This is a genomic window from Parafannyhessea umbonata (assembly GCF_900111255.1).
GTDB lineage: Bacteria > Actinomycetota > Coriobacteriia > Coriobacteriales > Atopobiaceae > Olsenella_J > Olsenella_J umbonata_A.
This window is the reverse complement of the sequence record NZ_FOGP01000002.1, coordinates 339,120-353,400: the sequence shown is the minus strand read 5'-3', so window position 1 is coordinate 353,400 and position 14,281 is coordinate 339,120. Positions and strand designations below refer to the sequence as shown.

Here is a 14,281-nt window from a genome sequence, read left to right as displayed (position 1 = left end):
CTCCTTTGGTGTGGCCGCGCGACGTGCATGTACGGCCGTGGCGTTTCTTCCCGATTATACGGGTTGCCGGTGGTGGCTCCGTGCCAGACGCCCGCAAGGGGGGCGCCCGAGAAGGGCTAGTCGTACTTCTCGACGATCAGTCCCTCGCGGTAGGCCGCCACCAGGTGCGAGAGGTCCTCGATGCGCTCGCGGATGTCGTCGCCGCGGTCGGTCTCGGCGACGAGCACCTGGTGGTCGTAGCGGCAGATGACGTCGCTCTCGCTCATGATGTCGGCGTTGTCGTCCAGGGCGGAGTCGATGCCGTCGAAGGGGCGGTGCGCCTTGATGCGCATGTCGTGCGAGCCCGAGACCAGCGTGTAGCCGGCGATGCCCGTCTTCTTGTGGTAGGCCTTGCAGAAGCCGCCGTCAATCACGAGCTTGCGGCCGTTCGCGCGTACGGGGCTCTCGCCCGAGGACGCCTTTACCGGCGTGTGGCCGTTGATGATGCGGCAGGTTGGCCCCGCCAGTCCGAACTCCGCCAGTATGCGCTCGCAGACCCGCTCGTCGTTGCTGAGCTCGTAGTAGGGGTTGCGCGGCTCCTCCCATGCGGCCTTGTCGGGCACGAAGGCGCGCTCGAAGGTCTTGACCACGCGGCCCGAGAGCGGCGAGTGCGCGCCGCACCACAGGTAGTACATCCAGTCGAGGGCGTCCTGGTCGCCCTGGGACCAGGCACGGCGCGCCACGTGGTCGCAGAAGTCCATGTAGGCCCGGCCGCTCAGCAGCTCGCCGTTGCACATCACGCGCGAGAAGGACCCGTCCTTCGCCATGGGGATGCAGCCGTGGAACAGCAGGTTGCCGTCGCGGACCAGGTAGAGCGAGCCGCGCTCGTAGAAGAACGAGATGTGGCGGTGCAGGCGGCCGCTCTCGCCGAAGGCCTGCGCGATGCCGTGGAGCAGCTCTTCCTCTTCGGGCGAGAGCGCGAAGGGGTCCTTCGGGTCGACAGTGGGGAAGTCGGTGGTCGAAAGCGGCCACTCGGTTTCGTTGACGTTCACGACGCCGCGGGCGAGGTCCATCTTGTCGAGCAGCAGCCTGTGGCTCGAGAGACGCCAGTCGGGATGGCGGCGGAAGGTCTGGCCCTCGACCTTGAAGAGGATGACGTCGATGGCCTTCTCCATGGGTGCGACGGCGTCGTCGTGGCGGTAGGTGGCATCTGCGAACAGCGCCAGCTTGCGCAGGGAGATGCCGTAGGCGCTCTCGAGGATGTCCAGCGTGTCGTAGCGCACGCAGGTGCGCACGATGGAGCAGATGCAGGCCAGAGACCCGCAGGCGGCTCCCATCCAGGCGATGTCGTGGTTGCCCCACTGGATGTCGACGGAGGGGTGGTTCTTGAGGTCGTGGATGATGCGGTCCGCGTGCGGGCCGCGGTCGTAGATGTCGCCCACCACGTGCAGACGGTCGACGGCCAGGCGCTTGATGAGTGTGGCCAGCGCCTCGACGAAGTCGTCCTGCGCGCCCGTGCCCACGATGGAGCGGAGGATCGACTGGTGGTACTCGTGGCGGACCTTCTCCTCGTCGCGGGTGGCGTGCATGAGCTCGTCCAGTATGTAGGCGTACTCGCGTGGCATCGACTTGCGCACCTTGGAGCGCGTGTACTTGCCGGCGATCCAGCGCGCCAGGCGCACCAGGTTGTACAGGTTCACCTGGTACCACTCGTCGGTCGCGAGGCCGTGCGCGTGGATGCGCTCGAGCTTCTCGCGCGGGTAGTAGACCAGGGTACGCAGCTCCTCCTGTCCATGGTCGTCCAGCTCGCCGTCAAAGATGACGCGAATCTGCTCGCGGATGACGCCGGAGCAGTTGTTGAGGATGTGTATGAACGCCTCGTGCTCGCCGTGGATGTCGCTCACGAAGTGCTCGGTGCCGCGGGGAAGGGTGAGGATGGTCTCGAGGTTGATGATCTCGCTGATGGCGGACTGCCTGTTGGAAAACTCGCGTGCCAGCAGCTTGCTGAACCGGAGGTCCTCGGTGAAGTTGCCCGACATTACGCCCATTCATGCTCCTTGCTGTGACTGCGCTGCGTTGGTGCGCCGATTCGTATGCATTGGCGAGCACATTCTATGCGGGGCGTGTATGGAGGGGCCGTGTGTTTCGACTAGGGGGCCCGACGCCACGGCGGCGGGTCCCGCACGGCCCGAGTTGTGGCGGGCCTGTGGGCGTGGCACTTCTGCGAAAGCGAAAGGCCCCGCCGGAGCGGGGCCTCGCAGGGGGGTGGGGGACTGTTGGGCGCGTGCGGCTACGCGACGCTCAGGATGGGGTCGCCCGCCTGCACGGAGCCGTTGTTGGTGAGGCTGACCTGCTTGCCGTGCGCGTCGGTCACGATTACGAGCGTCTCGCTGCTCTTGCCCGCGGCCTCGATGGCCGAGAGGTCCATGTCGAGCAGCAGGTCGCCCTTGCGGACGGTGTCGCCCTGGGCGACGTGGGCCACGAACGGGGCGCCGCCGAGCTCGACGGTGTCGATGCCCACGTGCAGCATGACCTCGCATCCTTCGGGGGTCTTGAAGCCGAAGGCGTGGAGCGTGTCGAAGAGCACCTCGATCTTGCCGTCGACGGGCGAGAAGATCTTGCCCTCGCTGGGGATGATGAGGGCGCCGGGGCCCATCATGCCCTTGCCGAACACCTCGTCCGAGCACTTCTCCAAGGGCTCTGCCTCGCCCGTCGCGGGACTGACGATGCTGACGCCTGTGGGAGCCTTGCCGTCAGTCTTGGTGGTGACTAGCCGCGAGCGAGAGAAGGGGTTCCTGATGAACATGGCCGGTCACTACTCCTGCTCGAGGGCTTCGCGCATCTGCGTGGCGTAGAGCGAGGCCTTGTTGCCGTAGACGATCTGTACGCCGCCGCTCACGTGGACGATGCCGTTGGCGCCCAGGTCGCGGGTGAATACGCCGTCATCTGCAACCTTGTCCATGTCGTTCAGCTGCAGGCGCAGGCGGGTGAAGCAGGCGTCGGCGCTCTTGATGTTCTGCGCGCCGCCGACGGCCTGGATGATCTGCGGGATAACCTTGCTGATCTCGGTGCTGCTTACGGTCGCCTGGGGAGCGTCGTCCTCGTCGGAGGCGTCTTCGCGGCCCGGGGTCTTGAGGCCCTTCTTGAGGATGATGGCCTTGAAGGCGAAGTAGTAGGCTGCGAAGTAGACGGGGCCCAGGATCAGGATGACCTGCCAGTTGGAGCCCTTGCCAGTGCCCAGGATGCCGTTGAACACCAGCGAGAGGAACGGGCCGCCGAATGCCGCGGAACCGGCGACGTTGAAGTTCAACAGGTAGGTGAGGGCGTAGGCGAGGCCTGCCATGACTGCGTGGAAGACGTAGAGAACGGGGGCGATGAACAGGAACGAGTACTCGATCGGCTCGGTGATGCCCATGAAGAAGCAGGGGATGACGACGGCAATCATGAGCGCGCCGACCTTCTTCTTGTTCTCGGGCAGAGCGGTGTGGTAGAAGGCGAGTGCCGCGCCTGTGAGGCCGAACATCGCGAAGATGACCTTGCCGTTCATGACGAAGCGGCTGACCTCGATGTCAAAGGGCGTGCTGCTGGAGTTGAGGATGGCGCTGTAGATGTTCACCGCGCCTGTCAGGTCCGTACCGTCGATGGTGGCAGTGCCGCCCAGGCTGGTGAACATGAAGGGCAGGTACACGAAGTGGTGCAGGCCGAAGGGGAGCAGGAGCCTCTCGGCCGCGCCGTAGACGAAGCTACCCAGCGCGCCGGTGCTGCGGATGAACTCGCTCAGCATGCCCAGGGCACCTTGGATGGGCGGGAAGATGAAGGACATCAGAAGGCCGAGTACGGTGCAGAAGAGGAGCGTGACCGCGGGGATGAAACGGGTGCCGTTAAAGATGGACAGCACGGGCGGAAGCTCGATCTTGTAGTAGCGGTTGTGCAGCCAGGCGACGAGCGCACCGACTGCGAGGCCGCCGATGACGCCGGTGTCGAGCGTGCTCACGCCCAGGATGGAGGATTGGCCGGTGGCGAGGTTCGCGGGGTCGATGACGCCCGTGGTGGTCAGGAAGGTGCCCATGACGGTGTTCATCGTCATGTAGCCCAGGAAGCCGCAGAGCGCGGCTGTGGCCTTTTCGGATTTCGCGAAGCCGTAGGCGACGCAGATCGCGAAGATTGCGGGGATGTTGCCCATGACCACGTTGCCTGCGACCTTGCAGAGCGTGAAGATCATGGTCGGCACGATGGTACCGAGCCAGGGTGCCACGGCGATAAGCGACTTGCTCGTGAACGCGTTGCCCAGGCCAACGAGGATGCCAGCGATAGGCAGGATGAGCACGGGCGTCATGAGGACTTTGCCCAAGCGCTGGAACTTTCCAAGCACCTCTTCTTTATTCATCTTGATTCCTCTCACTACTCTCCACTGAATCTTAGGTTTGCCGTGCCTTCCGCACGTGGGCGACTAGCTGAGCTCGGGCCAGTAGTCCTTGTTGGCCTCGATGAGCTTGTCGAGGATGGCGCGGGCGTCCTTGGCGTCGTTGACGAGGCGGTTGAGCGTGAGGGCCTGGAGCGCCTTCTCGTAGGAGTGCTCGAAGTAGGCCTCGATCGCAAGGCGCTCGTAGGAGTACTGGTTGACCATTAGGCCGTGGTAGAAGGTGCCGATCTCGCCGACGGCGTAGGGTTGGGGGCCGTTTACGCCGACGCTTGCCGCGACCTCGACCATCGCGTCGTCCGGGAAGTCCTTGACGATGCCGTCGTTCTTGACCATGACGATGAAGGTCTGGCGCGTGTTGCGGTAGATGGCCGAGGAGACCTCGACGATCATGTCGCCGTGCGCGTCATTCTGGACTACCGAGGAGTCCTTGGCGGTGCCGACCTCGGCGACGCGGCGACACTCGGCGAAGACGCGCTTCTCGCGCCCGTTGATGACCTCGTCGCTGCGGGTGTAGTCGGGGTCGAGGTGAGCGAGCTTGTACTTGGGATAGAGGTAGTACTGCAGGTAGGTGTTGGGCAGGTAGTCGGGGAAGTCCTGGAGCATGTCGGCGACCATCGCGTAGGTGTCGAGCCAGGACTGGTCGCGCTGCTCGGCGTCGACCGGCTTGAAGCCGTTCTCCTTAACGAACTTCTTGACGGTCGGGACGAGGTCGACGCCATCCTTGTCGTAGAGGTGCGTGAACCAGCCGAAATGGTTCAGGCCGAAGTAGACGGGCTCGAACTCGCTTGAGTCGCGGCCCAGCAGACGGCCATAGGAGCGCAGCAGATTGACGGGCTGATCGCAGATGTTGAGGATGTGGTCCTCCTTTGGGAAGGCCTTCTGCAGGCCGTAGGCCACGAGCGCTGCGGGGTTGGTGTAGTTGATGATCCAAGCTTTGGGGCTGTGGGCACGGACGTCCTTAACGATCTCGATCATGTCGGTCATTGAACGGATGCCGTAGGCCATGCCGCCGGCACCGACGGTCTCCTGACCGATGAGGCCCATGTGCAGGGGGATCTTCTCGTCCTTGGAGCGCATGTCGTAGCCGCCGGTACGAATCTGGCACAGAACGAAGTCGACATCCTCGTATGCCACGTCCTTGTCGGTTGTGTAGTCGAACTCGACCTCGGGGGCCTCCTCGCGGAACAGGATCTTGCCGAACTCGCCGATCACGGCCTGGCGCTCTGCGTCCGTGTCGAACATGATTACGCGGTTGAGCGGGAAGATGTCCTGGTGCTTGGTGAGCGACTTGAGGATGCCGGGGCACCAGGTGGAGCCGCCGCCGACGATAACGATGTTGAGCTTGTCCTTCATCGAAAACCACTTTCCTTGGTTTGGAGCCATTTGCTTCCAGCAATGCGGCAGTGTTGACGCTCCCGGGATTTCGTCTCGCCGCGACGCAATCCGTTTTACCGTATGGGTGCAAAAAAAGTGCGGGTTGCATAGCCATTCGGCTCGGCGATACACTTTTCGAGTTGTGACACAGGTCTGTGTATCCATACACATCGGATGACTGGAGCGCTCGTGGAATTCTATGAGGCCGTCGCGGAGAACGCCGAAAAGCTCAACGACCTGGATGCGGACATTCTCCGCTACGTTATTGCGAGCAAGGAGGGTGTGGGAGAGCTGACGGCCCGCTCTCTCGCGGACCACTTCTACGTCGCGCCCAACACCATCACGCGCCTGGCGCACAAGCTGGGATACAAGGGGTTCAACGACCTCAAGACCTCGTACCTGCTCTCCCTTCAGGAGGCTGGCTTTGTCATGGAGCGCACGAGTCTGGACGAGCAGATCATCCGCACCCACGAGCTGCTCAACGACGAAGTCGTGGACCAGGTGGTGCACGCCCTGGACGGTGCGCGGCGCGTGGACTTCTTCGCGTCGGGACTCTCGGCGCTTCCGTGCGAGGACATGAGCCGGCGCCTCACGATCATGGGTAAGGACTCGGTCGTCTACACCGAACGCCACGTGATGCGTCATGCCGCCAAACGCGCGGAGGCTCCCAACGTGGTGTTCGTGGTGAGCGTGACCGGACAGACCAGGCTGTCGGTCGAGGCGGCCGCCATTGCAAAGTCCCACGGCGCGACCCTCATCACGCTGACGGGACTCTCGAAGAACAAGCTTGCCAAGCAGGCTGACATTGCGCTCTACGCCATGGACAAGCACATCGTCTACGACAGCATGGACCTGACCAGCAGGCTCTGCTTCTACTACGTGATGGAGACGGTCTTCGAACGCTACTTCCAGCTGTGCTCTAAGCGTGCGTCCGCCGTGGAGGCTGCGGGCGAGTAGGGCAGGGGCTCGCGCGGCTGGGGCTGCGCGCAGAAAGAGGCGACCGGTGTGCCGTCGCAGTTCGGTCGGCGCCTTACTATTCTCGCCTCGCGAGGGGCCGTAACAGAAAAAGACCCGCCACCAAGGTGACGGGTCTCGTGAGTCCAAGGGGGCTCAGGGTTCGATGCGAACCTAGGCCTTGATGGCGCCCTCGACAGCGACGGCGCAGGCGACGGTACAGCCGACCATGGGGTTGTTGCCCATGCCAATCAGGCCCATCATGTCGACGTGCGCGGGGACGGAGGAGGAGCCGGCGAACTGGGCGCTGGAATGCATGCGGCCCATGGTGTCGGTCATGCCGTAAGAGGCGGGGCCGGCAGCCATGTTGTCCGGGTGCAGCGTACGGCCGGTGCCGCCACCAGAGGCGACGGAGAAGTACTTCTTGCCAGCCAGCGTGCGCTCCTTGAAGTAGGTGCCCGCAACGGGGTGCTGGAAGCGGGTCGGGTTCGTGGAGTTGCCGGTGATGGAGATGTCAACGTTCTCGTGCCACATGATGGCAACGCCCTCGCGGACGTCGTCGGCGCCGTAGCAGTTGACCTTGGCGCGGGGACCATCGGAGTACGGGATCGTCTTGACGACCTTCAGCTCGCCCGTGAAGTAGTCGAACTGGGTCTGGACGTAGGTGAAGCCGTTGATGCGGGCGATGATCTGGGCCGCATCCTTGCCGAGGCCGTTGAGGATGACGCGCAGCGGCTTCTTGCGGGCCTTGTTGGCGTTGTTGGCGATGCCGATGGCACCCTCAGCGGCTGCGAAGGACTCGTGGCCAGCCAGGAACGCGAAGCACTCGGTGTCCTCGCCGAGCAGCATTGCGCCCAGGTTGCCGTGGCCGAGACCGACCTTGCGGTCCTCGGCCACGGAGCCGGGGACGCAGAAGGCCTGCAGGCCCTCGCCGATGGCGGCGGCTGCCTCGGAGGCGTTGGTGACCTCGCCCTTCTCGGCCTTCTTCAGAGCAATAGCGCAGCCGAGCGTGTAAGCCCACTTGGCGTTCTCGAACGCGATGGACTGGACATCCTCGGTGATGTCATACGGGTTGAAACCCTTGTCGGTGCAGAGCTTGAGGGCTTCCTCGAGGTCAGCGATGCCGTACTTTGCCAGCGTCTCGTTGATCTTGTCGATGCGACGCTCATAGCCTTCGAACGTAACTGCCATGTATGCTCAGCTCCTTTCTCTACTCTTCGCGGGGATCGATGACCTTGGCGGGGTTGTCCCACTGGCCATAGCGACCCATAGCGTCCTCGACGGCCTGCTTGGCATCGGTGCCAGACTTGATGGCATCGGTGAACTTGCCGAGGTTGAGGAACTCGAAGCCGATGATCTCGTTGTTCTCGTTGAGGGCGAGGTGCGTGACGTAGCCCTGAGCCAGCTCGAGGTAACGAGCGCCCTTGGCCTTGGTGCCGTAGGTGGTGCCCACCATGGAGCGGAGGCCCTTGCCGAGGTCGTCGAGGCCAGCGCCGACGGGGAGGCCGTCCTCAGAGAAGGCGGTCTGCGTGCGGCCGTAGACGATCTGCAGGAAGAGCTCGCGCATTGCAACGTTGATGGCGTCGCAGACAAGGTCGGTGTTCAGAGCCTCGAGGATGGTCTTTCCCGGGAGGATCTCTGCGGCCATTGCTGCGGAGTGCGTCATGCCGGAGCAGCCGATGGTCTCGACCAGGGCCTCCTCGATGACACCTTCCTTAACGTTGAGGCTGAGCTTGCAGGCGCCCTGCTGGGGTGCGCACCAGCCAATGCCGTGCGTGTAGCCGGCAATGTCGCTGATCTGCTTCGCCTGAACCCACTTGCCCTCCTCGGGGATGGGTGCAGGTCCGTGGTATGCGCCCTTGGTGACGGGGCACATCTTCTCCACTTCTGCGGAATACTGCATGGTTCTCCTCTCCACCACATAAAGCGCCCTGGGCCCTTCCCCGAGCGCATCTGTCCGGTGTTGTCTGACCTTATGGCAGACAGAGAATATTTTATTCCAGACGGCAGCAAATCGACGGTTGACGGCTCAGATGGGGCAAAAAAGACATTCCCACGCGTAAATGGACAACGCTATGTAGTCATTTGCATAGAGAGCGCCGCCGAGAAGCGCCCCCGCGTCGCGGCTTGCGGCCCTGGCCGCTCAATCAAAAAGAGACCGGCCGACACCCCAAAACGCGCTAGTCTAGACAGATGCACAAGTTATGTGAGGGAAGGGTCCGGACGTCTTGCCCAGGTCTTCTCCCCTCTGTGTGGGTGACGCATGAATTGCCTGCACAACATGTATGTTTATCGTTTGGAGGCAGCTTCGGTGATCTCTAGGGAAGCTCTTGCGCGCGTGACTCGCAACTCAGTTTTGAACCGCGCCGAGACCCTTGCCGAACGGCGGGGAGCAATATGGCACCGCACCTGCGCCTACGAGGGCGGCAACACGGTCCTGACCGCGAACGTCGACGGCTCCGTCGACGACCAGGACCACTACGAGGCGTGCGTCGTACTCGACGAGTCGGCCGACTCGGTGGTCGAGTGCACCTGCAACTGCTCCTGGTCCGGACGCTTCAAGGGGGCGTGCAAGCATTGCGTCGCCCTGGCGCTCGACTTCAACGAGCATGCCCATGACTATGAGGGCTTTGGCCACGTCGACCAGGTCTACACCTCGTCGGCCCTGAGCTCCTACATCGAGTCCAGCATTCGCAAGCCGCGGCTCAGGGTGCCGCGCAAGAAGCCGGCCTCGGGCAGCATCGTGCTTGAGCCCACGCTGTACTGCGATGGCGACGTCTGCCTGCGGCTGCGCATCATCGGGGCCTCGGGGTCCTACGTCATCACCAGCGTGAGCGAGTTCGCCGACCACCTGGCCAGGGGGAGCTACCACACGTATGGCACCTGCCTCGCCTTTACCCACACGCTCGACATGTTCGAGCCCACCAGTGCCAAGATCGCCTCGTTCGTCCTGCGCGCGGTTCAGAACCGCCGCGCGTTTGCGGCCGAGCGCTCCGGCGGCCACGGCCGCAACGGCGGGCCGGGCAGCGGCAAGGTCAAGATCGGGCGCCAGATGCGCCTCACCGGGCCCGAGATCGACGAGCTGGTGGACTTCATGATGGGGCGCCGGGTCATCATCGACGGCACGAGCCCCTCCGGCGCGGTCGTGCGAAAGCGCGCCGTGACCGTCTGCCAGGGCGACCCCGACGTGGGCATCGGCTTCGAGACGAAAGACGACGGCGCCTTCGAGATCGTCCGCGAGGGCGAGGCCGACTTCTTCACGTCCGATGGCCTTCTCTACGCCGTGCAGGACGACAGGCTCTTCCGCTGCACGTCCCGCCTGAACGACGTGGCGAACTTCATGACCAACGTCTACGGCAACGTGGCAAGCCACCTCATGCTCTCTCGCGGCGACGCGCCCCGCTTCGCGGAGGCCGTGCTGCCCTCGCTCGAGCGCACTTTCAAGGTGCATGTTCCCGACGAGCTCGACGACCTGCGCCCCGACCCCCTTGAGCTCGAGTTCCGCATCGGCCACGCGCGCGGGGGAATCACCTGCGACGTGCTGGCAATCTATGGCGAGTCAAGCTACCACATCGCCCGACGCGAGGTGGGGGAGAGCATCGAGTCCGGTCGCGACGTCGTGGGCGAGGCTGACGCCCGCGCTCTCGTGGGCCGCTTCTTCACGCTGGGCGCCACGAGCTCCGTAGCGCGCATTCCCGACGACGACCCCGACGCCATGGCGCGCTTCGTCTTCGAGGGCATGGCCGAGCTTCGGAAGGTGGGTACGGTCATCACGACCGAGTCCTACGACCGCCTCGCCGCCACCGCCACGCCCCGCATCACCATGGGCCTCTCGGTGCGCGCCAAGCTCATCAACCTCACGGTCTCGGCGGAGGACCTCCCGCTCAACGAGCTCTACGCGCTGCTGGACAGCTACCGCCAGCACCGTCGCTTCCACCGCCTTGCGGACGGCTCCTTCGTCGACCTCTCGCGTGTCGACCTGAGCGAGGCTGCCGAGCTGGCCGACGAGCTGGGTCTCACCTCCGAGGACCTTGCCCGCGGCTCGGTCGAGATCCCCTCCTACAAGGCGTTCATCCTCGACTCGATGGTCCCGGACGCCCAGAAGGACCTGTCCTTCTCGACCTACATCGATAACTTCCATGCGGTGGACCCCTCGGTCTACGAGCCGCCCGCATCCGTCGCGCCTATCCTGCGCCCATACCAGAAGGCGGGCTTCCAGTGGCTGAGCGCCCTTTGTGACATGGGCTTCGGCGGCATCTTGGCCGACGAGATGGGCCTGGGCAAGTCGCTGCAGATGATCTCGCTGCTGCTGGCCCGAAGGGAGGAGGGGCCTGCGCTCATCGTCTGCCCTGCGTCCCTGGTCTACAACTGGCGCTCCGAGATCAAGAAGTTCGCGCCCTCGCTGAACGTGGCCCTGGTGGCCGGCGGCGCCGAGGAGCGCGCCGAGCTGCGGCAGGAAAACTGGTACGACGTCTACATCACCTCCTACGAGCTTCTGCGCCGCGACATCGAGGACTACTCGAAGATGGACTTCTGGTGCGAGGTGCTCGACGAGGCGCAGTACATAAAGAATCGCGACACCCTCATCGCGAGGACCGTGAAGCTGGTCCCCGCCAGGAACCGCTTTGCGCTCACGGGCACGCCCATCGAGAACCGTGTGAGCGAGCTCTGGAGCATCTTCGACTACCTCATGCCTGGCTTCCTGGCCTCCTATGACCGCTTCCGCGAGCGCTACGAGCAGCCCATCCTGGACGGCGACGAGAGCGCGGCCCGCCTTCTTTCCGAGACCGTCGCGCCCTTCGTGCTGCGCCGCCGCAAGGACGAGGTCCTGACCGACCTCCCCGACAAGCTGGAACAGGTGGTCTACGCGGAGCTCGATGGCGAGCAGCGCAAGCTCTACCACGCCCACGAGCAGGCGCTTCGCGTGGCGCTGTCCAAGAGCCGCGACAACGTGTTCGGCAAGGACCGCATGGAGATCCTCGCCGAGCTCATGAGGCTCAGGCAGATCTGCTGCGACCCCGCCCTGGTCTACGAGGACTACGAGGGCGGCTCCGCGAAGCTCGACGCGATCATGGACCTCGTCTCGGCGTCGGTCGACGCGCAGCAGAAGATGCTTGTCTTCTCGCAGTTCACGAGCTACCTGGACGTCATCGCGCGGAAGCTCGACGAGAGTCGCGTGAGCTACTACGTCCTCACCGGCGCCACGCCCAAGAAGCGCCGCATAAAGCTGGTCAACGCTTTCAACAAGGACGACACGCCCGTGTTCCTGATCTCGCTCAAGGCGGGTGGCACCGGCCTCAACCTGACGGGCGCGAACGTCGTCGTGCACGCGGACCCCTGGTGGAACGCGGCCGCGCAAAACCAGGCGACCGACCGCGCCCACCGCATCGGCCAGACCAAGGACGTTACGGTCTACAAGGTCATCGCCCGCGACACCATCGAGGACCGCATCCTGGCGCTGCAGGAGGCCAAGTCCGACCTGGCCGAGCAGGTGGTCGGCGAGGGCGGCGGCAGCTCGCTGGGCTCGCTTCGCAAGGAGGACCTCATCGAGCTTCTGGGCGACTAGCCCGAGCGACCCCTGCGGCCAGTCCCGGCAGCTGGTCCCGGCGACTGATCTGGGCTACTGGTCCCGGTGACTGGTCGGGGCGACGCGAGCCGCTCTCGGCGGCCGGCCCCACGCGGGCCGCCCGCCCGTCTGTTCTGACGGTGAAGTGCCCCGCCGCCCTCCCCGCGGGGCCGCCCGGGGCGTATCCTCAGACAGTCTCTGCACAGCTATCTCGTCTGCAGGCGACATCCTATCCAATATTCAGAAGGGGAGAAGTGCCCGTGGTTCTGCTTGGTGCCCTCATCAACGCCGTGGAGGCTGCCGTCGGCGGCCTGATTGGCCTCGTGTTCAAGAGTCACGTTTCCGACGACCTGGGAGACTTCCTCCTGAAGGGGCAGGGCCTCTGCGTCGTGCTCGTCGGCGTGCAGGGCATGGCCTCGGGCGGCAGCATCGTCGTGGTCACCCTGGCCGTCGCGCTGGGAAGCCTCGTCGGCTACCTCATCGACCTCGACGGCGCCGTCAACCGCCTGGGCGACTGGGCACAGCGCCGCCTGAACGCGGCGTTCGCGGGCAGCAAGCGCCTGGGCAGCTTCTCGCAGGGCTTCGTCAACGCGACGCTGTTCTGCTGCACCGGCGCCATGGGCATCGTGGGCTCGCTGCAGTCCGGCATCCAGCTCGATCACGCCACCCTGATCGCCAAGGGCCTGATCGACCTCGTCGTCTGCATCCCCTTCGCGGCCACCATGGGCATCGGCGTGCCCTTTGTCGCAGTGAGCGTCTTCGTCTACCAGGGCGTGCTCAGCCTCCTTGCGGCAGCGCTCGGCGGTCTCCTGACCCAGGCGGTCATCACCGAGATTGCCGTCACCGGCTCGCTCCTGCTGCTCGCTGTCGGCCTGAACCTGCTGAAGCTGACCGACCTCAAGGTCGCCAACATGCTGCCCGCGGCCTTCATGCCCATCGCGCTCGTTCCCGTGATGACGGCGCTCGGCCTGCTGTAGCGAAGGTCGTGATGCCGAGAGGGGGCGCTTCTCCGCAATTGAAGGCCTCTGCAACCAAGGCACCCCGGGCCCGTCCATCTGGACGGGCCCGGGGTGCTGCTTGTGCCTATGGTCGCCTGCGGGCGGCGCTGCCGAGCCGCTGGCGCCGCCGGGGCGTCTGCGCTAGAGGGTCTGGCCGAACCACTTCTGCTGCAGGGAGTCCATGGTGCCGTCGCTCTGGATGTCGGCGAGGGCCTTGTTGATTGCCTTGGTAAGGCCGGGCTGGTCCTTGCTGATGACGACGCCGTACTGCTCGCCGGTGGGAATCTCGCCGCCTTCGGGAATCATGAGGTCGCTGTAGGCAATCTTGATCTCGTAGCTCGAGACGGGCAGGTCGGTGATGCAGGCCGCGTACAGGTTGGACTGTACGCCGGTCAGCGCCTGGATGATGTCGTCCAGAGGGACGATGGTCGCCTTGGGAAGGTTCTCCTTCGCCCACCCCTCGCCGGAGGTGCCGCCCTGGACGGCGATCTGCATGCCGTCGGCATTGAGCTGCTCGGTGGTCGTCGCGGTCGCGTCCTTGCGCACGACGATGGACTGGTTGGAGTCGAGGTATGGGTCGCTGAAGTCGATCTCCTGCTCGCGGGCGTCGGTGATGGTGATCGCGCCCAGCGAGACGTCGGCCTTGCCGCCCTGTTTGATGGTCGGGATGATGGTGTCGAACTGAACCGTCGGCAGGATGTTGGGCTCGAGCGAGAGCTTCTCGCAGATGGCCTTGTAGAGGTCGACGTCGAAGCCCTCGTAGTCACCGGTCTTCTCGTTCATCGAGACGAAGGGCGGGAAGTAGAAGTTGGAGACGAGCGTGAGCTTGCCGTCTTCGACCAGCTTGAAGCCGTCGTCGTCCTTGGCGGACGAGTCCGCCGGGGCGCTCTGGCCGGCGCAGCCCGCCAGGCCGGCGGCCCCCATGCCGGCGAGGCCGAGGCCGACGAGCTGGACGAAGTTCCTGCGGGAAAGTGCGTTCGAGTTCAT

General features: G+C 64.6%; 10 protein-coding genes. 3 read left to right on the top strand and 7 right to left on the bottom strand.

Annotated elements, in window-relative coordinates; translation table 11 throughout:
* Positions 1-116: 116 nt before the first annotated feature.
* The 4 genes from BMY31_RS04250 to BMY31_RS04235 all read right to left on the bottom strand — a co-directional run bounded on the left by BMY31_RS04250 (position 117) and on the right by BMY31_RS04235 (position 5,755).
* Entirely contained in the window at positions 117-2,027 is a 1,911-nt protein-coding gene (locus BMY31_RS04250) for a fructose-1,6-bisphosphatase (RefSeq protein WP_091008571.1), read from the bottom strand.
* Between the two features lie 242 nt (positions 2,028-2,269).
* Positions 2,270-2,785: a PTS sugar transporter subunit IIA gene (locus BMY31_RS04245; protein WP_078687018.1), complete on the bottom strand. Its 516-nt coding sequence runs from the start codon at positions 2,783-2,785 to the stop codon at positions 2,270-2,272.
* Positions 2,786-2,794: 9 nt separating this feature from the next.
* Complete coding sequence (locus BMY31_RS04240) at positions 2,795-4,366, bottom strand: PTS transporter subunit EIIC (RefSeq protein WP_091008569.1); 1,572 nt, start codon at positions 4,364-4,366, stop codon at positions 2,795-2,797.
* 63 nt (positions 4,367-4,429) lie between these two features.
* Complete coding sequence (locus BMY31_RS04235; protein ID WP_091008566.1) at positions 4,430-5,755, bottom strand: 6-phospho-alpha-glucosidase; 1,326 nt, start codon at positions 5,753-5,755, stop codon at positions 4,430-4,432.
* A gap of 210 nt (positions 5,756-5,965) precedes the next feature.
* On the opposite strand from BMY31_RS04235, the gene BMY31_RS04230 reads away from it, so the two are divergent.
* On the top strand, positions 5,966-6,733 hold the full coding sequence (locus tag BMY31_RS04230; protein ID WP_159443985.1) for a MurR/RpiR family transcriptional regulator: 768 nt from the start codon (positions 5,966-5,968) through the stop codon (positions 6,731-6,733).
* 171 nt (positions 6,734-6,904) lie between these two features.
* Here the strand turns inward: BMY31_RS04230 and BMY31_RS04225 are convergent, their stop codons facing one another.
* Positions 6,905-7,921, bottom strand: coding sequence for a GGGtGRT protein (locus BMY31_RS04225; protein ID WP_078687014.1), 1,017 nt, complete (start codon positions 7,919-7,921; stop codon positions 6,905-6,907).
* A gap of 19 nt (positions 7,922-7,940) precedes the next feature.
* Positions 7,941-8,633: an iron-sulfur cluster assembly scaffold protein gene (locus BMY31_RS04220; RefSeq protein ID WP_078687013.1), complete on the bottom strand. Its 693-nt coding sequence runs from the start codon at positions 8,631-8,633 to the stop codon at positions 7,941-7,943.
* A gap of 408 nt (positions 8,634-9,041) precedes the next feature.
* Between BMY31_RS04220 and BMY31_RS04215 the strand changes: the two genes are divergently transcribed.
* Both BMY31_RS04215 and BMY31_RS04210 read left to right on the top strand, forming a co-directional pair.
* Positions 9,042-12,296 (top strand): DEAD/DEAH box helicase, encoded by a 3,255-nt coding sequence (locus BMY31_RS04215; protein ID WP_091008562.1) that lies wholly within the window; start codon positions 9,042-9,044, stop codon positions 12,294-12,296.
* Between the two features lie 254 nt (positions 12,297-12,550).
* Positions 12,551-13,273 (top strand): DUF554 domain-containing protein, encoded by a 723-nt coding sequence (locus BMY31_RS04210; protein WP_234970676.1) that lies wholly within the window; start codon positions 12,551-12,553, stop codon positions 13,271-13,273.
* A gap of 162 nt (positions 13,274-13,435) precedes the next feature.
* Here the strand turns inward: BMY31_RS04210 and BMY31_RS04205 are convergent, their stop codons facing one another.
* Positions 13,436-14,281: an ABC transporter substrate-binding protein gene (locus tag BMY31_RS04205; protein ID WP_091008560.1), complete on the bottom strand. Its 846-nt coding sequence runs from the start codon at positions 14,279-14,281 to the stop codon at positions 13,436-13,438.